The organism is Agreia sp. VKM Ac-1783, assembly GCF_900177765.1.
Classification (GTDB): domain Bacteria; phylum Actinomycetota; class Actinomycetes; order Actinomycetales; family Microbacteriaceae; genus Agreia.
The window spans coordinates 14,461-37,692 of record NZ_FXWI01000002.1; the positions used below are offsets into that span (position 1 = coordinate 14,461).

At 66.6% G+C, this 23,232-nt stretch carries 20 protein-coding genes, 1 tRNA gene and 1 pseudogene; 9 read left to right on the top strand and 13 right to left on the bottom strand.

Annotation, left to right across the window (positions count from 1 at the left end; all coding sequences use genetic code 11):
* Positions 1-4 precede the first annotated feature (4 nt).
* Positions 5-1,513: a ribosome biogenesis GTPase Der gene (der, locus tag CCK87_RS05065; protein WP_086460413.1), complete on the top strand. Its 1,509-nt coding sequence runs from the start codon at positions 5-7 to the stop codon at positions 1,511-1,513.
* Positions 1,514-1,559: 46 nt separating this feature from the next.
* Here der and CCK87_RS05070 read toward each other — a convergent pair whose 3' ends face one another.
* Positions 1,560-2,201 carry an HNH endonuclease signature motif containing protein gene (locus CCK87_RS05070; protein ID WP_086460414.1) on the bottom strand — a complete coding sequence of 214 codons (642 nt, stop codon included), beginning with the start codon at positions 2,199-2,201 and terminating at the stop codon, positions 1,560-1,562.
* The gene (locus CCK87_RS05075) at positions 2,117-2,848 is read right to left on the bottom strand and encodes a DUF222 domain-containing protein (protein ID WP_086460415.1); all 732 of its coding nucleotides are present in this window, start codon (positions 2,846-2,848) and stop codon (positions 2,117-2,119) included. The genes CCK87_RS05070 and CCK87_RS05075 overlap by 85 nt, the downstream gene beginning before the upstream one ends.
* A 76-nt stretch (positions 2,849-2,924) precedes the next feature.
* Between CCK87_RS05075 and CCK87_RS05080 the strand changes: the two genes are divergently transcribed.
* A complete protein-coding gene (locus CCK87_RS05080) occupies positions 2,925-3,320 on the top strand; it encodes a DUF3054 domain-containing protein (RefSeq protein WP_086460416.1) in 396 nt (131 codons plus the stop codon).
* Positions 3,321-3,339: 19 nt separating this feature from the next.
* Here the strand turns inward: CCK87_RS05080 and CCK87_RS05085 are convergent, their stop codons facing one another.
* The 3 genes from CCK87_RS05085 to CCK87_RS05095 are packed head-to-tail and all read right to left on the bottom strand — an operon-like array spanning position 3,340 to position 6,300.
* A complete protein-coding gene (locus CCK87_RS05085) occupies positions 3,340-4,221 on the bottom strand; it encodes an ABC transporter permease subunit (protein WP_086460417.1) in 882 nt (293 codons plus the stop codon).
* Positions 4,208-5,209, bottom strand: coding sequence for an ATP-binding cassette domain-containing protein (locus tag CCK87_RS05090; protein ID WP_249273731.1), 1,002 nt, complete (start codon positions 5,207-5,209; stop codon positions 4,208-4,210). The genes CCK87_RS05085 and CCK87_RS05090 overlap by 14 nt, the downstream gene beginning before the upstream one ends.
* A gap of 8 nt (positions 5,210-5,217) precedes the next feature.
* On the bottom strand, positions 5,218-6,300 hold the full coding sequence (locus CCK87_RS05095) for a hypothetical protein (RefSeq protein WP_086460419.1): 1,083 nt from the start codon (positions 6,298-6,300) through the stop codon (positions 5,218-5,220).
* A gap of 174 nt (positions 6,301-6,474) precedes the next feature.
* On the opposite strand from CCK87_RS05095, the gene CCK87_RS05100 reads away from it, so the two are divergent.
* Together CCK87_RS05100 and CCK87_RS05105 are read left to right on the top strand one after the other, a co-directional pair.
* Positions 6,475-6,548 (top strand) — tRNA-Pro (locus tag CCK87_RS05100).
* 62 nt (positions 6,549-6,610) lie between these two features.
* Positions 6,611-7,726, top strand: a complete 1,116-nt coding sequence (locus CCK87_RS05105) for an FUSC family protein (RefSeq protein ID WP_170927161.1) — start codon at positions 6,611-6,613, stop codon at positions 7,724-7,726.
* A gap of 45 nt (positions 7,727-7,771) precedes the next feature.
* Here the strand turns inward: CCK87_RS05105 and CCK87_RS05110 are convergent, their stop codons facing one another.
* The 7 genes and pseudogenes from CCK87_RS05110 to CCK87_RS05140 form a co-directional block, all read right to left on the bottom strand.
* Positions 7,772-8,800 carry an agmatine deiminase family protein gene (locus tag CCK87_RS05110; protein WP_086461168.1) on the bottom strand — a complete coding sequence of 343 codons (1,029 nt, stop codon included), beginning with the start codon at positions 8,798-8,800 and terminating at the stop codon, positions 7,772-7,774.
* 66 nt (positions 8,801-8,866) lie between these two features.
* On the bottom strand, positions 8,867-11,743 hold the full coding sequence (locus tag CCK87_RS05115; protein WP_086460421.1) for an aminotransferase: 2,877 nt from the start codon (positions 11,741-11,743) through the stop codon (positions 8,867-8,869).
* A gap of 412 nt (positions 11,744-12,155) precedes the next feature.
* Positions 12,156-13,829, bottom strand: a pseudogene (locus tag CCK87_RS05120) (amidase); the annotation flags it as partial.
* A 155-nt stretch (positions 13,830-13,984) separates the two neighbouring features.
* Positions 13,985-14,620, bottom strand: a complete 636-nt coding sequence (locus CCK87_RS05125; protein WP_349289991.1) for a TetR/AcrR family transcriptional regulator C-terminal domain-containing protein — start codon at positions 14,618-14,620, stop codon at positions 13,985-13,987.
* A gap of 42 nt (positions 14,621-14,662) precedes the next feature.
* On the bottom strand, positions 14,663-14,881 hold the full coding sequence (locus CCK87_RS05130; protein ID WP_086460424.1) for a hypothetical protein: 219 nt from the start codon (positions 14,879-14,881) through the stop codon (positions 14,663-14,665).
* Between the two features lie 23 nt (positions 14,882-14,904).
* Positions 14,905-15,882 (bottom strand): Ppx/GppA phosphatase family protein, encoded by a 978-nt coding sequence (locus CCK87_RS05135; RefSeq protein WP_086460425.1) that lies wholly within the window; start codon positions 15,880-15,882, stop codon positions 14,905-14,907.
* 10 nt (positions 15,883-15,892) lie between these two features.
* Complete coding sequence (locus tag CCK87_RS05140) at positions 15,893-16,294, bottom strand: hypothetical protein (protein WP_086461169.1); 402 nt, start codon at positions 16,292-16,294, stop codon at positions 15,893-15,895.
* Between the two features lie 219 nt (positions 16,295-16,513).
* Here CCK87_RS05140 and CCK87_RS05145 point away from each other — a divergent pair, with 219 nt between their 5' ends.
* On the top strand, positions 16,514-17,077 hold the full coding sequence (locus CCK87_RS05145; RefSeq protein ID WP_086460426.1) for a PadR family transcriptional regulator: 564 nt from the start codon (positions 16,514-16,516) through the stop codon (positions 17,075-17,077).
* A 5-nt stretch (positions 17,078-17,082) separates the two neighbouring features.
* Positions 17,083-18,804, top strand: a complete 1,722-nt coding sequence (locus CCK87_RS05150; RefSeq protein WP_086460427.1) for an AarF/UbiB family protein — start codon at positions 17,083-17,085, stop codon at positions 18,802-18,804.
* A gap of 2 nt (positions 18,805-18,806) precedes the next feature.
* Here the strand turns inward: CCK87_RS05150 and CCK87_RS05155 are convergent, their stop codons facing one another.
* Entirely contained in the window at positions 18,807-19,817 is a 1,011-nt protein-coding gene (locus tag CCK87_RS05155) for a LacI family DNA-binding transcriptional regulator (protein ID WP_086460428.1), read from the bottom strand.
* A 224-nt stretch (positions 19,818-20,041) separates the two neighbouring features.
* On the opposite strand from CCK87_RS05155, the gene CCK87_RS05160 reads away from it, so the two are divergent.
* From CCK87_RS05160 to CCK87_RS05170, 3 genes are read left to right on the top strand one after another with little or no spacing between them, the layout of a single operon-like run.
* On the top strand, positions 20,042-21,325 hold the full coding sequence (locus CCK87_RS05160; protein ID WP_086460429.1) for an extracellular solute-binding protein: 1,284 nt from the start codon (positions 20,042-20,044) through the stop codon (positions 21,323-21,325).
* A gap of 11 nt (positions 21,326-21,336) precedes the next feature.
* Positions 21,337-22,353 (top strand): sugar ABC transporter permease, encoded by a 1,017-nt coding sequence (locus tag CCK87_RS05165; RefSeq protein WP_086460430.1) that lies wholly within the window; start codon positions 21,337-21,339, stop codon positions 22,351-22,353.
* A complete protein-coding gene (locus CCK87_RS05170) occupies positions 22,353-23,228 on the top strand; it encodes a carbohydrate ABC transporter permease (RefSeq protein ID WP_086460431.1) in 876 nt (291 codons plus the stop codon). Before CCK87_RS05165 ends, CCK87_RS05170 begins: the two co-directional genes overlap by 1 nt.
* The last annotated feature ends 4 nt before the right edge of the window (positions 23,229-23,232 follow it).

The following is a 23,232-nucleotide window of genomic DNA, read 5'->3' on the forward strand; positions in this document are numbered from 1 at the left end:
CCCGATGACCGACTCCGAAGACGACTTCGAGGGCACCGATCCGACCCTGCTCGACAGGCTCGGAACCCTCGACGACGAGCTGATCTCAGCGCGCACCGAGACGCTGCGCGCGGGCCTGGCCGACTTCGATCTCGACGACGACGACCTCGAGATCCTCGAGGCGGCTACAGACGACCCCGACGCCATCACCTACCTGCCGGCCCTGCCCGTGCTGGCGATCGTCGGACGGCCGAACGTCGGCAAGTCCGCTCTCGTCAACCGCATCCTCGGTCGCCGCGAGGCCGTAGTCGAGGACACCCCCGGTGTCACCCGTGACCGCGTCTCGTACAAGGCCGAGTGGGCCGACCGCTTCTTCACGATCGTCGACACCGGCGGCTGGGAGCCGGACGCCAAGGGCATCAACGCGTCCGTCGCCATGCAGGCCGAGATCGCGATCGACCTGGCCGACGCGGTTCTCTTCGTCGTCGACGCCAACGTCGGTGCCACCTCGACCGACGAGCACGTCGTGCGTCTGCTGCGCAAGGCCAAGAAGCCCGTCTATCTCGCCGCGAACAAGGTCGACGACCTGCGCCAGGAGCCCAACGCCTCTGTGCTGTGGTCGCTGGGGCTCGGAGAGCCGTACCCCGTGTCGGCTTTGCACGGCCGCGGCGTCGCCGACCTGCTCGACATCATCCTGAAGGACCTGCCTCAGGTCTCTGCCGTCGCCAAGCAGGAGGTGGGAGGCCCGCGTCGCGTGGCCATCCTCGGACGCCCCAACGTGGGCAAGTCGTCGCTGCTGAACAAGGCAGCCGGAGAAGAGCGCGTCGTCGTCAACGAGCTCGCCGGAACCACTCGGGACCCCGTCGACGAGCAGGTCGAGATCGCCGGTCGCATCTGGCGCTTCGTCGACACCGCCGGCATCCGTCGTCGGGTGCACCTGCAGCAGGGCGCCGACTTCTATGCGTCGCTGCGCACCTCGGCCGCGCTCGAGAAGGCAGAGGTCGCCGTCGTGATGATCGACGTGACCGAGCCGATCAGCGAACAAGACGTGCGGATCATCGACCTCGTGCTCGAGTCCGGCCGCGCACTCGTGCTCGCCTTCAACAAGTGGGACATGCTCGACGATGAACGTCGACGCTACCTCGAGCGTGAGATCGAACAGGATCTGGCGCACGTGTCGTGGGCTCCCCGCGTCAACATGTCGGCCAAGACCGGTCGTCACCTAGAGAAGCTCGTTCCCGCACTCGAGCTCGCGCTCGACTCGTGGGACACGCGCCTCCCGACGGGCAAGTTCAATGCGTTCCTCGCAGAGCTCACCTCGGCCCACCCGCACCCGGTGCGCGGAGGAAAGCAGCCGCGCATCCTCTTCGGAACGCAGGCATCGAGCCGCCCGCCGACATTCGTGCTCTTCACGACGGGGTTCCTCGACCCCGGATACCGTCGCTACATTCAGCGCCGACTGCGCGAGGTCTACGGCTTCGAGGGCTCGCCGATCATCGTCAGCATGCGCGTGCGCGAGAAGCGCAAGCGCTAGCCGACAAGCACGCGAGAAAGAGATTAAGCGAGGAGCGCCGATCCGGTTACAGGGTCGGCGCTCCTCTCATTTGCACCGCTGGATGCGTGACGTACGTCTTCTTCGTCGGCGACGTCCATTCGAGGGTTCCGCCTCCGCGATGCGCGTAGTTCCAATCGGTGCGGTGCTTCAACGAGTGATGACCACGGCAGAGGTGCGCGAGGTTGTCGTGAGCCGTGAGGCCCTCGGCACTCCAGTCGGTGCAGTGGTCGCAATCGCTTCGACGCGCCAGCCTGTTGCAGCCGGGAGCCCGACATGTCTCATCTCGCACGCGCAGCCATCGACGCAGGTCGGCGGGAACCTCGTAGTGGTCGCGTCCGACTGACAGCACGGTGCCCGTCTCGGGGTGGGTGAGTAGCCGGAAGAAGCTGGGAGCCCGTGCAGCCACCCGACGGGCGGTGTCGGCGTCGATCGGTCCGTATCCTTCGAGCGTGGCCGGCTCTTCGCTTACCCCGAGCAGTGTGAGGGCGGGCACGGTCACGAGCACGGTCGGCCGGATGCCGTGGGCCGCCCCGGAGAGCGTCGGCTCGCCGTTCTCGAGCAGGTCGAGAGCGACATCGGCGATCAGCTGTGTGAGCGTGCGACTCTCGTCTGCTGTCTGCTGTCTGCTGTCTGCAGCCCGCGCGCGATGTCGCCCAGCCGGGTGTATACCGCCTGGGCCCGCTCACACGGCACGTACGCCGTGAGCCACGACATGCCGTCGTGGGCAGGCTTCAGCTCGACCGAGCGATCGAGGGTTGCCGTCGCCCTTCTCGACTGGATGCTCTCGGGGTGCGTGAGTTCACGCAGTCGCCGTGCGCGCCGTTCGAATTTGGACACGGTGAGCGTCTCGGCATCGGCGAGAACGGCGTCCTCGAAGGGGATGCGGCTCTCTCTCGGCAGCGATAGCGCCTGATCGATGATGACCTGCGCATGCCGATAGCTCAGCACGCCGCGGCTGAGTGCTTCATAGGTGCCGGGGAGCTGATGCAGCAGTGCTTCGCTTTCGTCGATCAGGCGGGACATGGTGCGCTCTGGAACGCGCAGGGCCGCCGCCAGCTCGGACTCGAGGACGCGTCGACAGGTGACCTTGGGGGACCAGCCCATGGATCGGAGAGCGTTCTCGAGGTGGTAGGTGAATTCGCACCACTGGCGCGCGTCATCGATGGTTTTGGCCCGGCGGGCGTGCGCCCTGTTGAGCTCGGCGTTCGCGTCGATCGATTCGTCGACGAGCAGGCCGAGCACGTTCATCAACGAGCGATGCGACGAGAACTCGGCCTCGTCGGGCGGTGCGTGCATATCGTTCATCGTGTGCATGTTCCAAGTCAACACGCACCCTCCGACATCGACCCGAGCGGCAGCTTCACAGGGATGTGAACCGTAGGATCTTCAGGTGCCTACCCCCGTTGCAGCCCCTCGTCTCGCCCTCATCGCCGCCGTCGCGGACCTGTTTCTGGTGCTCGTCTTCGTGCTCATCGGTCGGGGCAGTCACGAGGAGGGCTTCACCCTGCTCGGCACGCTCAACACCGCATGGCCGTTCGTGGTGGGGCTCGCTCTGGGGTGGCTCGTCTCACGAGCGTGGCGCGAGCCCCTGTCGATGCGGCGCGCGGCCCTGCCGGTCTGGGCATCCACGGTCGTGATCGGGGTGCTTCTGCGGGCCGTGAGTGGTCAAGGTGTCGCCGTGTCGTTCGTGATCGTGACACTCCTGGTGCTCGCCGCGTTCCTGTTCGGCTGGCGCGCCCTCGCCGGGCTCGTCGTCACCCGCCGGAATCGGCGCGCGGCTCAGTGATCATCAACTGAAACGCGCGCTAGGACAGAATGTCTTTGCTCGAGAAGCGCCCGTAGGCGAGCGCCCCGAACACGAAGACGTAGCCGAGTTGCAGCAGGGCGTTCTGCCCGAACGACGACCACTCGATGGGCTGACGCAGCAGATCGGCGAAGTTCAACCAGTAGTGGCTGAAGAGCCACGGATGCAGCCACTCCGTCTGTGAGAGCGAGTCCAGTACCTGGGCAACGATCGACAGAACGACCGTGGCGGCCATTGCCCCCACCGGTGCGTCGGTGAGAGTCGAGATGAACAGGCCGATCGCCGAGAGTCCCAACAGCGAAACCGTGGCGTACAGGGCGATGAGCAGCGAGCGAACGAGGGAGTCGCCGATGCTCACGGTGTCTCCCGACAGTAGCGTCACCGGGCCGACGGGGAAGAGCGCGATTCCGATCAGGATGCCCGCGATCGAGAGGGTGAGCGTCGCCGCCAGGCAGAACACGGCAGCGGCGAGGTACTTCACCACGAGCAAACGGATGCGCCCGACGGGCGACACCAGCAGATAGCGCAGCGTCGCCGTGTTCGCCTCGCCCGCTATGGAGTCGCCCGACACGACGCCGACGGTCAGTGGGAGAAAGAGCGGAATCGCGATGGTGAGCCCCGCGACGCCGACGAACAGGCCGTTCTGGGTGATGCTGTCGATGAAGGCCGGGCCGCGGCCGCTCGAGCCCGACGACGAGATGCGCACCGCAACCGCGATGAGTATCGGAACGGCTGCGAGAGCCAGCAACATCGCCCACGTGCGGCGGCGCCGGAACAGCACGGCGAGCTCCGAGGCGAAGAAGCCCAGGCCGACGCTGCGGCGGTTTCTGCGTTCCGTCAGGCCGCTCCTCACCGGCGTTGCGCCGGAATCACTGGACGACATCGAAGCCCTCTCCGGTCAGCGCCACGAAGAGATCCTCCAGCGACGCGTGGTCGACGCTGAATCCACGCACGCGCACCCCGTCAGCGACGAGCTTCGCGACGATGTCCTCTGGCGCCACAGCCTCGGGCAGGGCGGCGCTGAGAATGGTGCCCGGCTGCCCCGCCGACGCCGCCCCGGCGACCGACGCGGCGACCGGGCCCGTCGCATCCGGAAGCCCGGGGTCGAGGCCGAGGGCGAGCAGGACTCTGGTGGCGGCCTCGACGTCGGGAGTGGTGATGCTCACGCGGGTGGCGCCGGCCGAGCGCAGCTCGTCGAGCGTGCCCTGCGCCACAAGCCGACCCGCGCGCATGACGGCCGCGTGGGTGCACATCTGCTCGATCTCGGCCAACAGGTGGCTCGAGACGAAGACGGTCGTTCCCTCGTCGGCCAACGACCGGATGAGACTGCGTACCTCGCGCGTGCCCTGCGGGTCGAGTCCGTTGGTCGGTTCGTCGAGCACGATGAGATCGCGAGGCGCGAGGAGCGCATTGGCGATGCCGAGACGCTGCTTCATGCCGAGCGAGTAGGCGCGCACCTTCTTGTCGGCTGCGTGGCTCAAGCCGACACGGTCGAGTGCGTGAGCGACGCGCTCGGAGCGCGTGCCGCGAGGAGCGAAGCCGTCGGCCGAATCCAAGCGGTGCAGGTTGGCCGAACCGGAGAGAAACGGGTAGAAGCCGGGACCTTCGATCAGTGCGCCGACCCGGGGCAAGACGCCGCCCAGTCGCTGCGGCATACGCTCACCCAACACCGAGATGTCGCCGGCACTCGCCTGGGCGAGGCCGAGCAGCATGCGGATCGTCGTGGTCTTGCCTGAGCCGTTCGGACCGAGAAATCCGAAGACCGACCCTCGAGGAACCGACAGAGCCAGGTCGTCGACCACCGTCTGACGGCCGAAGCGTTTCGTCAGCCCGTCGGTCTTGATCGCGAGCTCCGAAGGGCTCGCGATCACTGCTGTTGTCACTGCGCGGCAGCAGCCAGCAGGCTGTCGACCGGAACCGCTCCGGCGAGAACCCGGCCGTCGTCGGTGATGAGCACGGTGAGCAGCGTCGTCTGCAGCACATGACCGCCCTCGACGGGTGTCGTCAGTTGCGAGAGCATCGACGTGTCGCTCGGCAGAGTGGCGTCGCCGCTTGCGGGCAGTTCGACGATGGTGTCCCACCCCGTTCCCGTGACCGTCGGCTCCGGGTGCGAGCCGGCATCCGGGGCGCTGCCGTCGGCAGGCGCGTCAGCGCGGTTCGGAAGCGCCTTCTCGGTGACATCGGTGCCGGACGGCGGAGTGAAATCGAAGAGGTCGGCTGACGGCGCGTCGAGCGAGAGCGAGCTGAAGGCCACGTGAAACGCCGGATCCGACGAGCCCTGGGCGAAGACGTCGACGCTTAGGGGGAGCCCGGTGTCCGCATCCACGGCGATGTCGACGCGTGAGACGAGCGTCGTCGAGCTGTCGGGGGTGAGGATGAGGTCGTAGGCCGAGCGACCGGCCACCTTCACGGGGTCGCCAACGGTCACCTTCGTGCTGGGATCGACGGCGTCGAGGAACTTCGTCGCGAGTTCGGCCGGGGTGAGTGCCTCGGCGGGCGTCTCGGTCGAACCGGATGCGTCGGCCGGCACTGTCGAGTGAACGGCTGATGCGTCTTTCGAGTCGTAGAGCCACAGGTCGTCGCCGTTGCGGATCGCATCGCGCTCGGCCATGTCGTCGAGGATCTGCACCCGGCTCTGGGTGGGGCCGTCGACGTAGACGCGGAGCGTGTGAGACGCGGTGAGGAGCTCGAGCGCAGACGACAGGTCGCCGTCGTTGGACGACCCGGATGAGCCGGTGCCGCCGAGGCCGGATGCGTCGGGCAAGCCGAGGTTCGACGACTGCTCGATGGTGCCAGAGAACGTGTCGACCGTGCTCGAGGCCGCCAGCTCCAGAACCTGCTGCGGCGTCTTGTCTGCCGGATCGGCGGAGGCACTCGCGGCGAAGACTCCGCCAAGGACGACTGCTCCGACGACGACGGGAGCTGCGGCTGCGGGAATCCAACGGTGCCAGGTGCGAGGCATGGCGTGCCACCTTTCGGGCGATGCGAGCGACGGCGGCGAACACCACGGCGCGTTCCATTTACCGTACGCCGATAGTCCGTGAGTCGCCTCTGATTCCTCAGCCTCTGGGCCGTGTTCGCGGGAGGAGAAAAGTCAGGCTAATATGGACAAGTTGTCTTCGCGGACAGCAAGCCACGGGCTGTGGCGCAGCTTGGTAGCGCACTTGACTGGGGGTCAAGGGGTCGCAGGTTCAAATCCTGTCAGCCCGACAGAAGAAGCCCTGATGAGAAGAAGTTCTCATCAGGGCTTTGTTGTTTGTGGAGGCGATGTGATGTCCGATACCGCGCCGAACGGCCGTGTGCGCACCTGGGCGTCCGCCATCCGAACCGCGGCTCGCCAGGCGACCACTCCCGCGCGACTCCTACTCGTGGCCAAGACCGCCCTGGCGGTGGGAATCGCCTGGCTCGTGGCACCGCACATGCCCGGCGTGGTCAACGACTACCCCTATTACGCCCCGCTCGGGGCGCTGATCAGCATGTACCCGACGCTCATGGGGTCGGTGCGCTCGGGGCTGCAGACGATTCTCGGCTTGGCCGCCGGCATCGGGCTCGCGACACTCGTCATTCTGACGGTGGGCCCGACCTGGTGGAGCATCCCGGCCGTGGTCGGCGTCGCCGTGCTGGTCTCCGGAACCGGATGGTTCGGCGCGGGGCGCGAGTACGTGCCCATGGCCGCCCTGTTCGTTCTCATCATCGGCGGGCAGAAGGCCGACGACTACTCGCTCGGGTACCTGGTGCAGACGGGGGTCGGTGTGGCGATCGGTCTGCTGGTCAATGTGCTGATTGCCCCCGCGCCGCTCACTGCCCAGGCCTCGGCGCGCGTGGATGCGTTCCGCGCCCAGCTCTCCGCGCATCTGCGGGACATCGGCGACGCCGTGTCGGCAGCGTGGCCGCCCGAGCGAGACCAGTGGGCGTCGGATGCGGCATCCCTCGCCGACACGACACGCGAGATCCGTGTCGCGTTGATGGAGGCCGATGACAGCCGCCGTGGTAACCCGCGCGCCTTGTTGCGTCGCGCCCGACCCCGCGACGTCTGGGCCGAGATGGATGCTCTGGATACGATCGCGCACCACGTGCGTGACATCTCGGTCGCCATTGCAGACACCATCTGGAACCGTCCCGCGGCTCTCGAGCTCGACCCCGCCCTGCCCGAACCGCTGACAGCCGCTTGCCATGCCGTCGCCGATGCGCTGCCCGTGGGCACGGAAGACAGCGCAGAGGCGCACCGACTCCGGGCCGAGGCCGCCCGGGCCGTACGACAGCTTCTCGAGACCATCGATGACCGCACTCTCGAGGCGCGCCGATCTATGGGACCGGGCGTGCTCTCGGCGATGCATCTGCGTCGTATCCTCATGCTCGCCCGCCCGGAGCCTGCCGACGCGGAGTGATCGAGTTGGTGCGGGCTTCCGATCAGGGGGTCTGCGACCTTCGCGTCAGCCAGCCGGAGGCACTGTGGGCTGCTGTTGCGTGATGCAGTGGACGCCACCACCGCGGGCGAACAGCTCGCGAGCATCGACAGTCACGACCGTGCGTCCGGGATACGCCTCAGAAAGGATCTCGCGGGCCCGGGCGTCCGCCCGCTCCTCGCCGAAGCCGCAGGCGATGACGCCTCCGTTCACGACGAGGTGGTTGACGTAGCTCCAATCGACGAAGCCGACATCGTCGCGCAGGGTCGACGGTGCAGGAAGATCGGTGATCTCGATGGAGCGAGCGAGGGCCTCGAACGCCCGCTCGAGTTCGCCGCGCAGAAGGGTGCTCACCTCGGCATCCGGATGCGCGGGATCCTGCTGGGCGTGAAGGAGGATGCGCTCGGGCGAGGCGAAGGTCGCGACGATATCCACGTGGCCGCTGGTTCCGAACTCGTCATAGTCGCGCGTGAGTCCTCGCGACAGCCAGACTGCCTGCGTCGAGCCGATCGTGCGGTTCATCTCGGCCTCGACGCGAGCCCTGTCCGCGAAGGGGTTCCGCCGAGGATCGAGCTGCACGGTGTCGGTCAGCAGCACGGTGCCTGCACCGTCGACGTGGAGACCGCCGCCCTCCGCGACCAGAGTCGAGCTGATGATCTCGGCGCCGACATGCTCGCCGACCACCCGTGCGATGTGAGCGGACGTCGTCCACTCGGCCCAGTCGTGCGCACCCCATCCATTGAAGATCCAGTCGACCGCGCCGAGAACGCCAGGCCGCTGGTCGTCTACGACGAACGTCGGACCCATGTCGCGCATCCAGAACTCGTCGAGCGGTGCTTCGACGATCTCGATAGACGAGTCGAGCATGCGGCGCGCTCGAGCGACCTCGGTGGGGTCGACGACCATCGACACGGGCTCGAAGGGCAGGATCGCGTGCGCGACCGCCGTCCACGCCGCATAACCCGCCTCCCGCTCTGAATCGTCGGAGCCGAGCGTGAACCCCTCACGGGGAAACGCCATCCAGGTTCGTGCGTGCTCGGCAGTCTCTGAGGGCATGCGCCACATGGCGGACTCCTTCTCTTCGTGTTCGAGAGGTGATTGGGTTGACATGTGGGGGAAGAGTCACCAGCCCGTCGCGAGCACCCGGGAGAGCTGGTCGGCAAAGTAGTCGACCGACTCCCGAGTGATGCAGAGGGGAGGCTTGATCTTGAGCACGTTCTGGTAATCGCCCGTGGGCTGCATGATGACGCCCAGCTCGAGGAGGCGATCGCAGATCGCAGCGGTCTCCTCGGTCGCGGGCTCGAGCGTCTCGCGATCCCTCACGAACTCGAGGCCCAGATACAGGCCCGAGCCGTGCACGGTGCCGACGATGTCGTGATCTCTGCCGAGCTCCTCGAGTCGATTCTTGAGGTGGGCGCCGACGACGCGCGCGTTCTCTTGGAGTTCCTCGTCGCGAATGATGTCGAGCACGGCCATGCCGATGACCGCCGACACGGGCGATCCGCCCGTCGACGAGAAGAAGTACCCCTGTGTGCGGTAGCGGTCAGCGATCTCGCGGCGGGTGATGACGGCCCCGATCGGCTGGCCCGCGCCGATCGACTTCGCCACGGCGACGACGTCGGGTACGACGCCCTGCTGCTGGAAGCCCCAGAACCACTCGCCCAGACGGCCGAAGCCGACCTGCACCTCATCGGCGATCGCGATTCCTCCGTGCCTGCGGATGGCCTCGTAGACCTGTGCGAGGTATCCGTCGGGCAGAGCGACGCCGCCCGCGTTGCCGAAGTAGGTCTCGCAGATGATGCCGGCGGGTGGGGTACCCGCGGCCGCGAGCTCATCGATCAGCTGCACGGCCTGTGGCCCGTAGCCGGATGCGTCGGCGCCGCGCAGTTCGCCGCGGTACGAATTCGCCGCCGCGACGGTGTGCACCCACGCGGGGCGGGTGGAGAGGGCCGACGGGTTGTCTGCGATGGATGTCGACACGGCGTCGCTCGCGAAGGTCCAGCCATGGTAGGCCTCGCGCATCGCGACCATGTCGGGGCGCCCCGTCGTGGCCATGGCGAGCCGGATGGCCAGGTCTGCGGCTTCCGAACCCGAGTTGACGAAGAAGACGGTGTCGAGCTCGGCGGGCAGGGTGTCCGCGATCCGCTCGGCGTAATCCGCGATCGCCCGGTAGTTGAACCTCGAGTTCGTGTTGACCAACCGCAGCTGTCGTGACGCGGCCTCGACGACTCGCGGGTGGGCGTGTCCGACGGAGGCGACGTTGTTGACCATGTCGAGATAGACCCGGCCGTCGACCCCGACGAGATACTCGCGCCACCCTCGCTCGATCTGCGGGGGCGCTGAATAGTAGTGTTCCTGCACCTCGGCCAGCACCGCCTCCCGTCGAGAGAGTACGTCGTCTGGCGCAAGCGCTTCCGTCGCGGGAAGGCCGAGCGCGGGCGCCGGGTCGCCCAGTACCGATTGCCACCCCGCCGCAAGATCCGCTGAGACGAGGTGCGGGGCATCCGGTGTCTGCGCGGCGCGGTGAACGACAAGCCGCGTGCGTGCGGGAAGCGCGCCGCCCGCCGTGTCGACACCTGCGCCGGAGATTGTGAGCGTCTCGTCGCCGACGGTCACCGAGATCACTCCGGGGCCGACGACAGAGGTCTGAGCCGATTCGCGTATCGCGGTGGCTGACGAGAGCCAGAGAGTCGTCCCGGTCGGGATCGTTGCGGGCGCCGACGGCGTGCGGGTCGGAGCGCCCGCGAGAACAGCCTTCCAGGCGGGCACGTACACGGCATCCGCGCCGGAGTCGAGGTGCGCGATCGCCGCATCGTCGATGCTGTTCGCCCTCAGCCACGCGCCGTCGTCGTTCACCGGCGAGACGGTGCCGCCGTCGAGCGCGACCACTCGATCGAAGGGATCGAGCACCGGCACGCGGCTCCACGGCTGGCGCGAATCGGGCTCCAGTCCAACGGCCTGTCGAAGGGCGCCGGCCATCACGTCGGACGGCACAGAAGAGGCGACCGTGAGAACGCGGAACTCGCGGTCGAGTGCGGCGTCGGCATAGCTGTTCGCCTCGTCGAGTCGCACCTGCTGCCGGCCGCTCAACACGAGGACGGCGCCGCGGAGGACGACGAGCGGCCACAGTGCAGTGAGCTCGTCGTCGTTGAGCGGGCGGAGGGCGTGGAACGCACGCACGGCGGGGAGAGCGGTCGCCGGTGTTGCTCCGTCATGGTGGAGCAGCGACGAGACCGTGATGGCGATCTCACCGACCCGCCATGATGCGGATACGTCGCCGAAGTCGATGACCGCATCCGGGAGTCGCTCGCCGACGGGCCGCAGCACGTTGTCATCGGTGATGTCGAAGTGACCGGCTTGCACGGGCAACGCGTTCTGCACCGGCTCCAGAATATCCAGTGCCCGCTCCGTCGCCTGCTGCACGAGCGCACGAACGGATGCGTCGGGCTCGAGAGGCAGAAGGGTCTCGATGACGCGTCGTGCGTAGCGGAGATCCCACTGCAGGACTCGACTCGTCGCGCCGTGCTCGAACGACTCGAGCGCCACACTCACCCGGGCAGAGAGTTCGCCCATGCGTTCGACCACAGATGGTGACAGGTAGTCGGAGCCCATGAGGGTGCTGCCCGAGATGTTCTCGATCACCCTTGCGTGGAACCGGCCCTCTGACGTCTCCCACCATCCAGACATAGGCCCACGCGGCCCCTCGACGATACGGGGGATGCGCAGACCAGCGTCGTGGTCGGCCACGACGGAGGCGGCGCGATCCTGCAGATCGATCTCGGCCTCGCTGAAAGCCGGGTTGCTGATCTTGAGAACGCCGAGAGGATCGCCGGATTCGCGGGAGAACAGACGGAAATTCTGATCCTGCTGGCTGCCGAGCGATCGAGCGTCGACATCGAGTCCGAACTGCGACGAGACGAGCTGCAGGACTTCGGCAACCTCGAGGGTCGGCGTCGGCAGTTCGACCTGCGCGAAGTAGTCGAAAGTCGTGTTCGACATGGTGCTCCTTGAGGGGTGGTGAGGGGTAGTAGTTGCTGCGTGGTGGTGTCGGGACAGGGTGTCAGAGGGGTGTGTCGACGCTCGTGCTCACGGCTCCCGCGACGGATCCGTCAGCGCTCCGCACGATGATCGTGACGAGCGGGCCGTACGCCGGTCGCCATTCGCTGTGCGGATGCGCGTACGCGTCCGCATCCGTTTGTCGTTCGCCGACGATCTGGTCGCCTTGTCTCGTTGCCGGGATGCGATGGCCGTCGATGAATGCCGCGTGTTCCTCTGCCGCTCCCGCCGTGACCGTGGCCGAGAAACGCGCTGTCGTGTGGGTGTCGAATCTCTCGACCTCGACGGCGTCGATGTGTACCGCGAGCGCGCTCGCGGAGGGCGTGAGGGGGTGAGCGAATAGGGCTTCGTCGGAGAGAGCAGGCGTTCTCGACGGAGTGCCCCGGCGCGGTCGGAGATTCGAGATGGCAGATGCCAGCTGAAGGAGCCGCGCGTCCGTATGAGCTGCGCCCGCCACCGTGACGCCCACCGGCATCCGAGTGTCGGGCATCACTCCGAGCGGAACCGTGAAGGTCGGAATCCCCAGGTGCCGGGGAACCAGATTGCCGTTCGACACCCAGACACCGTTTCTCCAGGCGATGTCGGCTGACTCCGCGTTCGTGTCTGCGTCTGCGGGGCCGACGTCGGAGGCCGTCGGAAAGATCACGGCGTCGAAGTCCTCGGCCGTCAGCCAGTTCTCGAAGTCGAGCTGGCGGGTCTTCTCCAGCCCCCGCAGCCCAGCTTCGAGGGTCTCGATCTGCTCCCAACCGGGGACGCCGTCTTTCGCCTGAGCGACGACGTCGGACATGTCGTAGGCGACGTCGAAGTCGAAGATGCCGTAGCGGTCGGGCAGAGCCCCCTGCGGGTGAGGGAAGACGAGAGAGGCGTCAGCGACGGCGAGCCGCCCGAGGATCGCATCGCCGTTCTGGCGCAGGAAATCATCGAGTGCCCAGGCGGTGAGTCGTCCGAGCTCGTCGCGCAGAAAGTCGCGGCTCACCCACCCTCGGTCGACGAAGTCGCGGTCGCCCTCGTGGAGTCTCTCGTAGTTGTCCACCGCGGGGAAGGTCGTTTCGACCACCTCGGCGCCCGCCTCTTCGAGATCGGCGCGCAGCTCGGACCACAGCTGCATGATCGACTCACGGGTCTCGATCGGATATCTGCTCTCGGGGTCGCCGTTGACGTAGATCCGCGGAAGCGCGAGCCGTAGTCCTTTCAGAGGAAGGTCGGGGAGATCGGCGAAGGAATCCGGTCGAATCTCGGAGGGTCTCGGCAGGCTGATCCAGGGTTGGATGCGCCACAGATCGCCGGCGGGGGAGGGATCGTCGGCGACCACGGCGTCGAGGACATGCTTCATGTCCATGACCGATCGGGTGTGAGGCACGACGACGTCCATCGTCGGCACCAGGGGCCAGTTGCCGCGCACCGAGATGACTCCGCGCGACGGGGTGTAGGCCACGAGCGAGTTGTTCGACGCGGGCGCTCGACCGGAGGACCACGTCTCTTCGCCGAGCCCGAACGCGGCAAAGCTCGCCGCCGTGGCGGTACCTGAGCCGTTCGACGATCCTGATCCGAAGGCAGACGTCAGATACTCGGCGTTGTAGGGCGATTCGGCGCGGCCGTAGACGCCGCGCTGCATGCCGCCCGCCGCCATCGGCGGCATGGTGGTGAGGCCGAGGAAAACTGCGCCGGCCTCGCGGAGGCGAGCGACGGCGAACGCGTCGTCGTGGGCGATCAGCTCGGCGAAGGCGGGTGAACCCGATGCGACGGGGAGTCCGGTGACCCGGTAGCTGTCTTTCGCAGTGAAGGGGATTCCGTCGAGGACCCCGCGCGCAGTGCCGAGCGCTCGTCTGGCGTCGGACTCCCTCGCCTCGTCGAACACCGTGGGGTTGATGACGGGAACGGAGTTGAGTCGGATGCCCGCCCTGTCGTAGAACGCGATGCGGTTCAGATACCGGGCAACCAGCTCGACGCTGGTCACCGAGCCCGCCTCCAGCGCGTCATAAAGCTGGTCGATGTCGGCTTCGACGACCGTGAAGTCCCGCGGAGCCATGGTTCTCGCTTTCAGGGGAGACCGGCAGGGGGAAGACCTGTCGGGCGAGACCTGCCGGTGTGACGCCCGTTGGCGTGACACCTGAAACATACACCGTTGGTTTTTGGCGCGCCATAGCCGGCTCGCACCTGCTTCTCGAGAGCCCTCGCGGGCGATCAGCGGGCGTGATGGTGCTCCGGTCTCGCGGAGGAGACGAGCATGCTGAGACCCAGCTCGAAGGCACGCGAGGCGACCGGATCTGTCTGGTCCTCGTGCTCCAGTGAGGAGAAAGCGGCCGCGAAGCGCGGAAACTGCTCTTCCTGGCCCGTGGGATCGAAGACCACCGTCGGCCCCGACATATCGAGAACGCTGCCGAGAATAAAAGATTCGAAGGCTGTCAACAGCGGCAGCACATCCCGACTCATCCAGCCGACCGCCTCCGCCGCGAGGGTGAAGTCTTCGTACTCGGCAAGGAGGACCGGCGCTGAGGCACGAGTCGTCATCAACAGCGGAATGGCTCGCGGGTGGCCGGCGAACGCCGCGCGATACGATCTGGCCCAGGCTCTGAGGCCGTCTTCCCACGAATCCCTGCGGAGTGGGCGGGAATCGATGTTCGCCGACACGATGGCTCGAACGTCTTCGATGATCGCCGCCCGATTGGGCACGTGGTTGTACAGGGAGGTGGGATTCACGCCGAGCTTCGCTGCGATTCGCCTGACGCTGGCACCGTCGGAGCCCTCGCGGTCGATGAGATCGAGAGCGGTGCGTGCGATCAGGTCGCGACTGAGCAGCGGGTGAGGCGGGCGAGCGATGGCGGGCCTCCTTCGGCGTCACCGACCCAGCCTACGCATCGACTACCGAAGGTCGTCGCGCCGCACGTAGATGAGCGACACCAATCCAAAACCGAAGAGGCCACCGCCCACCCAGGTCAGAACGTGCAGGACGGACGGCCCGCCATTCAGATCGAGCACGAAGCCGATCGTGCCCATCAGAATGCCGATGATCACGAACGTGACGGCGATCGAGCGTCGAGCCGCTGACGAGGGTGGCACAGGGTTCTTCGGATCGTTCATGGAACACACATTAGCGACGAGCGTCAGCTTGTGACAGCTCTTTCCTGGCCACCTGTGCCGAAGAGACTCTCGCGCCCGTCGAGCGCGTCGATGTAGCGAAGGACGATTCCCTCACGCAGTGCCCACGGTGAGATCGTCATGGTGTCGACCTCGAAGACCTTCATGGCCGTGCGGAGCACGACCGCACCCGCGAGAATCTGGTAACCGCGCTCCGGAGTGATGCCGGGCAGGTGCTCGCGTGCGGCTCCGGTCATGGCCCGCAAGGAGGGTTCCCATTCGCGAAGGCCCGCGTAGTGCAACTGCGCGAGGTCTCCGGTGAGGGGATCAGACGGACCGCCGACCAGTCGAGCGAGGGATCGGATGGTCTTCGACGTGCCGACGACCCGCTTGGGCCGCGGCCGGTCCGCGAAGAGCTCCGTGCGCAGCTGCGTCAACTCGGCGCGCGCGTGGGCTCGCAGACGCGAGATGTCCGAACGCTGCGGCGGGTCCTCTGCGAGAAATCCGACCGTCGTTCGGCCCGCGCCGAGGGGGAGCGAGGCTTGCACATCGGGGTACTCGTCCGCGCCCTGGGCGATCTCGAAGGAGCCGCCACCGATGTCGAACAGCAGGATCTCGCCTGCCGACCAGCCGAGCCACCGCCGCACGGCGAGCATCGTGATGCGCGCCTCGTCTTCTCCCGAGAGCACGACCAGTTCGACGCCGGTCTCGCGCGCGATCCGGCGCAACACCTCGTCGCCGTTCGTAGCCTCTCGGATCGCGCTCGTGGCCGTCGAGATGAGATCGTCGACCCCGATAGAGCGGGCGGTCTCCGCTGATTCCTTCACCGCCGAGACGATGCGCTGCACGCCCTCCTCGACGATGGCGCCACCGGCATCCAGGAAGCGCATGAGCCGCAGCGTCGACCGCTGGGAGTGGTACGGCACGGGGCTCGCGCCGGGGTGGGCATCCACGACCAGAAGGTGAACAGTGTTGGATCCCACATCGATGACGCCAAGTCGCATGACGCGGAGTCTATTGCGTGTTCTGCTGTGCCGAATGACGCCGACGCCGCGCGCGCCAGGCCTGCCACGCCCCGCTCGACCACAGCGCCCAGATCACCAACACCGGTTGGAAGAGCAGCCGGATAGACCGCGCGAGGTCCGTGTTCAGGCCGAAGGAGTCGGTGTGGGTGACCAGCTGGGAGATGTTGCCGGGGAAGATGGCGACGAAGAATGCCGCCACGATCCACCCCACCTGCACGCGGTAGCGGCCCAGCACGACGAGTGAAAGGCCGAGCACGATTTCGACGATGCCGGATGCCACGACAACGACGTCGCCGTCGATCGGCAGCCACGTGGGCACCTGCGCGAGGAACGCCTCGCGGTTGACGGTCAGATGACTAATTCCTGCGAGGAGCAGAAAGAGGCCGAGCATGATGCGGAATGCGGTTCGCACGAGCGAGGTGCGAGCGGGGTGAGGGGGAGTGGTGGCAGGGGTGGTCACTGTGCAGCTTTCGGGAGAGCGGAGAATCGCGGGACGGCGATGTATCAAGACTCTCACCGATCCCTGATCGCGCATCGTGCACTCCCCGGCAGGTCACAGCTTGGACGATATATCGTTGAGTATCGTTCGCGATCAATCCAGGAGGACATCATGGGCAACTCATTCCCCGCAGGCGGGTTCAACTTCGGCACTCTCGGCGGCCACACCGATGGCATGTGGCAGGCGATGGAGCAGCTGCGCGCCGCCTTCGAGAAGAAGGCCGGAGCCGGAACCCGTATGGGCAAGGGCGACGTACGAGCGGCGGTGCTCTCGCTGCTCGCCGAACAGCCGATGCACGGATACCAGATCATCCGCGAGATCGAAGAGCGGTCCGGAGGCAGCTGGAAGCCCAGCGCCGGCAGCGTCTATCCGACCCTGCAGCTTTTGGCCGACGAAGGGCTCGTGAGCGCCGAGGAGTCGAACGGTCGCAAGACCTATGCGCTCACCGACGCGGGTCGGCAGGTCGTCGACACCGACGGCACGTCCACGCCATGGGCAACAACCGACGCGAAAGAAGACGCTCCTGCGTTCGGCGCGCTCCCCAAGGCCGGTATCGAACTCGCCCAGGCCGCGGCCCAGGTGGGTCGCACCGGAACGCCTGACCAGGTGCAGCAGGCCGTGGCCATTCTCGAGGATGCCCGTCGACGCCTGTACTCGATCCTCGCGCAGGACTGACCGGAGTGTCGTCACTCAGGCCGGCCCGGGCAGACTTCTCGTCCGGCGCCGGCAATACCCGCGCGCGGTACCGCCGCATCCTGCGGTTCTCGGCCTGGCATCTGGCGGTCACGTGGTGGTATGAACTGTTCCTGCCGCGTATCGGATTGCTGAAGGTCGCCGAACGCACGCGAACCCGGCGAATGCGCCGATTCGCCCGGAGCTTTCACGTGCTCGCCGTCGATCTCGGCGGGCTCATGATCAAGGTCGGCCAGTTCATGTCGTCGCGTCTCGATGTGCTTCCTCCCGAGATCACGAAAGAACTCGAGGGCCTGCAAGACGAGGTGCCCGCCGTTCCGTTCGCGGCCATCCGCGCGCTCGCGGAGGCCGAGCTGGGTGTGCCCCTCCACGCGGCGTTCGCGCAGGTCGATGAGACTCCGGTCGCCGCAGCATCCCTCGGCCAGGCCCATCGCGCCATGCTCGCGCCGACGGCCGCAGCCGACACGGGACTCACCGGGGTCGTGTTGAAGGTGCAGCGTCCGGGAATCGATGAGATCGTCGACGTCGACCTTGCCGCGCTTCGTCGGGTGGGCGGCTGGCTGAGTCACGTTCGACTCGTCTCGGATCGCGTCGACATGCCCGCCCTCGTCGAGGAGTTCGCGGCGACGAGTCTCGAGGAGATCGACTACCTGCACGAGGCGGCGAGCTCCGAGAGGTTCGCCGCGGACTTCGCCGGCGACGAACGCGTCTCCGTTCCACAGATCGTGTGGGAGCGCACAACCCGCCGGGTCCTCACGCTCGAAGACGTCACGGCCGTCAAGATCACCGACGCGGCGGCCCTCCACGCGGCTGGCATCGATCCCGCCGATGTGGCCCCGGTCTTCGCCGCGGTCATGTTCGACCAGATGTTCACGAACGGCTTCTTCCACGCCGACCCGCACCCCGGCAACATCTTCGTCACGCCCACGGGTCAGGTATCTGAGACGACCGGCAAGCAGGGCTTCACGCTCACGTTCATCGACTTCGGCATGATGGGCGAGGTTCCGTCGAACACCCGCAGCGGGCTTCGCAAGCTGCTCATCGCCGCCGCCTCACGCGACGGCAAGGGCCTGGTGGATGCGATCCGCGACGTGGGCGTGCTGCTCCCGTCTGCAGACACCCGGGAACTCGAGCGCGCCATGACGCAGCTGTTCGCCCGCTTCGGAGGCATGGGATTCGCCGAGCTCCGTGAGGTCGATCCACGGGAGTTCCGCGAGTTCGCCGATCAGTTCGGACATGTCGTCAGGTCGCTGCCGTTCCAGCTGCCCGAGAACTTCTTGCTCATCATCCGCGCGATGTCGCTCACGTCGGGGGTCTGCAGCGCGCTGGACGCGTCGTTCAACCTCTGGGATTCGGTCGAGCCCTACGCCGCGCAGTTGATTCGAGATGAGCGCGGCAACGTCGTGGGCGACCTGGGTCGACAGGCGCTCGACGGCGCAACCATCGCGTTGCGACTCCCGAAACGCATCGACGGCCTGGTGACGCGAATCGAGGATGGCTCCATCGCCGTCTCCAATCCGGGACTCGAACGGCGGGTGATCCGGCTCGAGCATGCGGCTCGGAGGCTCGTGTCGGCTCTCGTCTTCGGCGCCTTGCTCATCGCGGGAGCGTTGGTTCGGTCAGACGACACCGTGTTCGGCACAGTGCTGATGGCGGCCTCGGCGGTTCCGCTACTGCACGCTCTGTTCTCCGGGCGCCGAGCGGGCTGATCTCAGCTCGACGCCGAAGCCGGGGGCGCAGTGGTGGCGCGCGCCACGAGACGAGTCGGCAGCAGCACATGCGTCGACGCCAGGGCCTCGCCGTCCATCAGACTCGTGAGCATGCGTGCGGCGGCCTGACCGATGCTCTGCATCGGCTGGCGAACGGTCGTGAGGGGCAGAACGAGCCGGGATGCCTCGGGAACGTCGTCGAAGCCGACCACCGACAGGTCACGGGGAACCTCGAGACCCAGTGACTGAGCGACCTCGATGATGGCGATAGCCGACAGGTCGTTCGCCGCGAACACCGCCGTGGGCCGGTTGTCCCGAGTCAGCAGATCTTGTGCCGCGCGGCGTGCCGTGTCGGCTTCGTAGAACCCGACGCGAACGAGCGCCGGGTCGAAGACGATGGATGCCGCGGCGAGAGCCTCGCGATACCCCGTATCGCGGAGACGAGACGACTTGAGGTCGGGTCGCCCCGACACGAAACCGATGCGCCGGTGCCCGAGGCTGATCAGGTAGGTGGTTGCTTCGAATGCGCCGCCGCGGCTGTCGGCTTCGACGGTCGGCAGATCGGCTCGACCCGTGTGAGGGTCGACGGCCACGATGGGAACATCGGCTGCCACGTTGACGACCGTCGGGGTTACGATGATGGCCCCGTCGATCAGGGTGCCGCTCAATCGGCTGAGTGAGCGACGTTCCCAGCCATCACCCTCGCCCCTCCGCGATCCGCTGTAGGCGAGCAGGTCGTACCGTGAGTCTCGGAGCCCGACCGCCACCCCCTTCAAGACCTCGGCACTGAACGGCTCGAAGCCGGCGACGAGCACCCCGATCACGCCGGTGCGGCGTGAACGCATGCTGCTTGCGACGAGGCTCGACTCGTAGCCGAGGGCCGCTACGGCCTCGAGTACGCGATCCGTGGTGACCGCCGAGACGCCGTACCGGCCGTTGACCGCTTTAGACACGGTGGCGACCGAAACGCCCGCCGCAGCAGCAACGTCGTGGATTGTCGCCCTCGCCATCATGCGCTGAGCATAGTGCCGAAACCGCGCGTGCGAAAATGATTTCGAAAACGTTTGACGACCCCCATCGGCTCACGCACACTGATCACGCCCGACCAGACAGCGTTGCTTCGGATCCCGATGGATCCGGGTACTCGGTGGGACGGCACGACGCACCACCCGTGCACCAGCAAAGCGCCCGCACTGCCGCGGCCGCCCCCTCAATGAAGAGAGCAGGTTCGAATCACATGAGACTCACCAAATTCGTCGCTGGCTCGGCCGCGATTCTCCTGGGTGCACTCGCGCTCAGCGGATGCAGCGCCGGATCAGGCGACTCGGCCGACGGAAAAGTCACTCTGACGATGTGGCACAACTCCACGACCGGAGACGGGAAGAAGTACTGGGCCGACACGGCCGCGGCGTTCGAGAAGGCGAACCCCAACGTCACCGTCAAGATCCAGTCGGTGCAGAACGAGGAGATGGACGGCAAGCTGCAGACCGCTCTCAACTCGGGCGATGCACCCGACGTCTTCATGGCTCGCGGCGGAGGCAAGCTCGCCGATGTCGTCAAAGCAGGCCAGGCGATGGACATCAGCGACGGCCTCTCGGACGCGACGAAGACCGCGGTCGGAAACAGCCTGTCGGCCTTCGAGGTCGACGGCAAGAGCTACGGGGTGCCCGTCGCGGTGCTGCCTTCCGGGTTCTTCTACTCGTCTGATCTGTTCACTCAGGCGGGCGTCACCGAGACTCCGAAGACCATCGGCGACCTCGAAGCCGCCGATGAGAAGCTCAAGGCGGCCGGAATCGACCCCATCGCTGTCGGCGCGAAGGACGCCTGGCCCGCAGCGCACTGGTATTACAACTTCGCTCTGCGCGCCTGCTCCCAAGACGTGCTCAATGATGCGGCCAAGAGTCGCAACTTCGACGACGACTGCTGGCTGAAGGCCGGCGAGAACCTCCAGTCGTTCATCGACACCGAGCCCTTCAACGACGGCTTCCTCACCACGGCCGCCCAGCAGGGCGCCGGATCCTCCGCCGGTCTGCTCGCGAACAAGCAGGCAAGCATGGAACTGATGGGCGCATGGGACCCGGGAGTGATCGCATCGCTCACGCCTGACCAGAAGCCCCTGGCCGATCTCAAGTGGTTCCCCTTCCCCGAGGTGGAAGGCGGCGACGGCGAGGCCGGCGCGATGATGGGCGGCGTCGACGGCTACAGCTGCTGGGTGAACGCTCCGAAGGAGTGCGTCGACTTCCTCAACTTCATGGCTGAGAAGAGCAACCAGGAGGCGTATGCCACGGCATTCCAGACGCTTCCCGCCTCCACCGAAGCCCAGTCGACCGTCTCCGACCCTGCGCTCAAGGATGTTCTGGCGGCGTACAACCAAGCACCGTACGTGAGTGTCTGGCTCGACACTCTCTACGGCCAGAACGTGGGAAATGCGCTCAACGTGGCTGTGGTCGACATGTTCGCAGGCAAGGGTGACGCACAGGGCATCGTCGACGCAGTGAACGCTGCCGCAGCGAAGTCGTAGGAGAAGTACCGATGGCTGTCCTGCGCGAAGAAACGCACACAGAACACGCTGCGCGGGGCAGCCAGAGCCCGGCCGGGGGAGGCGCTCCAGCGCTGCCCCCGGTGGGCTCACCCCCACGGGCGCGATCCCGCTGGCCGAAGCGAGCTGAGCTCCTTCTGCTCATCGGGCCCGCCCTCGTGGTCTTCGTGGCCTTCGTCATCCTGCCGGTGGCATTGGCTGCGTACTACGGATTCTTCAGCTGGTCGGGATACGGAGCAGCCACCGATTTCGTCGGTCTGCGCAACTACGTCACGATCCTCACCGACCCGGCATTCCTCGAGGCTCTGAGTCACAACGCGTTCATCGTCGTGATGTCGCTCGTGCTCCAGGGGCCACTCGCACTCGGAATCGCGCTGCTGCTGAACCGCAGGCTTCGCTTCCAGTCGTTGATCCGCGTGCTGATCTTCGTTCCCTACGTGATCTCCGAGGTCGTGGTCGGCCTCGGCTGGAGCCTGATGCTCCAGTCGAATGGCGCGCTGAACGGGCTCCTCGAGAAAGTGGGGCTCGGCGGTCTCGCCACCGACTGGCTGAGCGACCCGAGCGCTGCTATCTGGACGCTGCTGGTCATCATCACCTGGAAGTACGTCGGATTCGCGGTCATCCTGTTCCTCGCCGGTCTGCAGGGTATTCCCGACGAGATCACCGAGGCAGCACGCATCGACGGAGCCAGCTACTGGCAGGTTCAGCGATACATCGTTCTTCCTCTCATGGGACCGACCGTTCGCATCTGGGCGTTCCTGTCGATCATCGGATCGCTCCAACTCTTCGACCTGGTCTGGATCGTCTGGGGCCAATACGTGGCCGGTACAGCGGGCACATCGACCATGGCGACCTACATGGTGGCCAATGGTCGCAATGCCGGCAGCTACGGCTACGGCAACGCGGTCGCGGTCGTCATCTTCCTCATCTCACTCGTCGTCGCGCTGCTCTATCAGCGCTTCATCCTGCGCCGCGATTCAGCGGTCACCACTACCGGAGGCGCACACTGATGGCCATCGCCGCACCCGTCGCATCCCGACCCCGCCCTCGCCGGCGCGTCTCGGAACAGAGCAGGCGTTCGAGCCTGGTCTCATACTTCGTCGCCCTCGTTCTGATCGGACTGATGCTGGCGCCCGTGGCCTACATCATCCTCGGTGGCTTCCGCTCGAACTCGGAGATCACGGTCGATCCATCAGGGTTCCCCCAAGCTTGGGCGTGGTCGAACTTCGGCGACGTGCTCGCCAGCGGATCATTCTGGACCCAGGTGCTCAACTCCACTGTCGCCGCCGTCTGCACCACGGTGTTCGTCGTGGCACTCGGACTCATGGCCGCTTACGGACTGTCACGCTATGCGTTTCGGGGGAGAGCGGCCGTGTACGCGCTGTTCACCGCCGGCCTCATGTTTCCGCTCACCGTCGCCATCACGCCGCTGTACATCCTGGTGCGCAACCTCGGCCTGACGAATTCCCTCGCGGGCGTCGTCATCCCGCAGATCGCTTTCGCGCTTCCCCTGACGATCATCGTGCTGGTGCCATTTCTCGCTGCCATTCCGAACGAGCTCCAGGAGGCAGCCGCGATCGACGGTCTCGGCAGACTGGGCTTCTTCTTCCGAATGGTTCTGCGCCTTTCGCTACCCGGTGTCATCACGGTGGGAATCCTGGCGTTCATCGGGAGCTGGAACGCCTACCTGCTGCCGCTGTTCATCCTGAACGGTGAGGCGTCGTACACGCTGCCGCTCGGCACGCAGGCATTCGCCTCGCAGTACGCGGTCGACACGGCCAAGGTGCTCGCGTTCACCTCGTTGTCGATGATTCCCGCGCTGATCTTCTTCAGTCTTTTCGAGCGCCGCATCGTCGGCGGACTCACCGGCGCGGTCAAGGGCTGAGGGC

What these genes read in the sequence shown, in the direction of transcription:
- CCK87_RS05135 (WP_086460425.1), bottom strand. Translation starts at nt 15,882, where the DNA reads ATGCGACTTGGCGTCATCGATGTGGGATCCAACACTGTTCACCTTCTG.
- CCK87_RS05085 (WP_086460417.1), bottom strand. Translation starts at nt 4,221, where the DNA reads ATGTCGTCCAGTGATTCCGGCGCAACGCCGGTGAGGAGCGGCCTGACG.
- CCK87_RS05105 (WP_170927161.1), top strand. Translation starts at nt 6,611, where the DNA reads ATGTCCGATACCGCGCCGAACGGCCGTGTGCGCACCTGGGCGTCCGCC.
- CCK87_RS05075 (WP_086460415.1), bottom strand. Translation starts at nt 2,848, where the DNA reads ATGCACACGATGAACGATATGCACGCACCGCCCGACGAGGCCGAGTTC.
- CCK87_RS05165 (WP_086460430.1), top strand. Translation starts at nt 21,337, where the DNA reads ATGGCTGTCCTGCGCGAAGAAACGCACACAGAACACGCTGCGCGGGGC.
- CCK87_RS05145 (WP_086460426.1), top strand. Translation starts at nt 16,514, where the DNA reads ATGGGCAACTCATTCCCCGCAGGCGGGTTCAACTTCGGCACTCTCGGC.
- CCK87_RS05160 (WP_086460429.1), top strand. Translation starts at nt 20,042, where the DNA reads ATGAGACTCACCAAATTCGTCGCTGGCTCGGCCGCGATTCTCCTGGGT.
- CCK87_RS05155 (WP_086460428.1), bottom strand. Translation starts at nt 19,817, where the DNA reads ATGATGGCGAGGGCGACAATCCACGACGTTGCTGCTGCGGCGGGCGTT.
- CCK87_RS05110 (WP_086461168.1), bottom strand. Translation starts at nt 8,800, where the DNA reads ATGCCCTCAGAGACTGCCGAGCACGCACGAACCTGGATGGCGTTTCCC.
- der (WP_086460413.1), top strand. Translation starts at nt 5, where the DNA reads ATGACCGACTCCGAAGACGACTTCGAGGGCACCGATCCGACCCTGCTC.
- CCK87_RS05115 (WP_086460421.1), bottom strand. Translation starts at nt 11,743, where the DNA reads ATGTCGAACACGACTTTCGACTACTTCGCGCAGGTCGAACTGCCGACG.
- CCK87_RS05170 (WP_086460431.1), top strand. Translation starts at nt 22,353, where the DNA reads ATGGCCATCGCCGCACCCGTCGCATCCCGACCCCGCCCTCGCCGGCGC.
- CCK87_RS05095 (WP_086460419.1), bottom strand. Translation starts at nt 6,300, where the DNA reads ATGCCTCGCACCTGGCACCGTTGGATTCCCGCAGCCGCAGCTCCCGTC.
- CCK87_RS05130 (WP_086460424.1), bottom strand. Translation starts at nt 14,881, where the DNA reads ATGAACGATCCGAAGAACCCTGTGCCACCCTCGTCAGCGGCTCGACGC.
- CCK87_RS05140 (WP_086461169.1), bottom strand. Translation starts at nt 16,294, where the DNA reads ATGCTCGGCCTCTTTCTGCTCCTCGCAGGAATTAGTCATCTGACCGTC.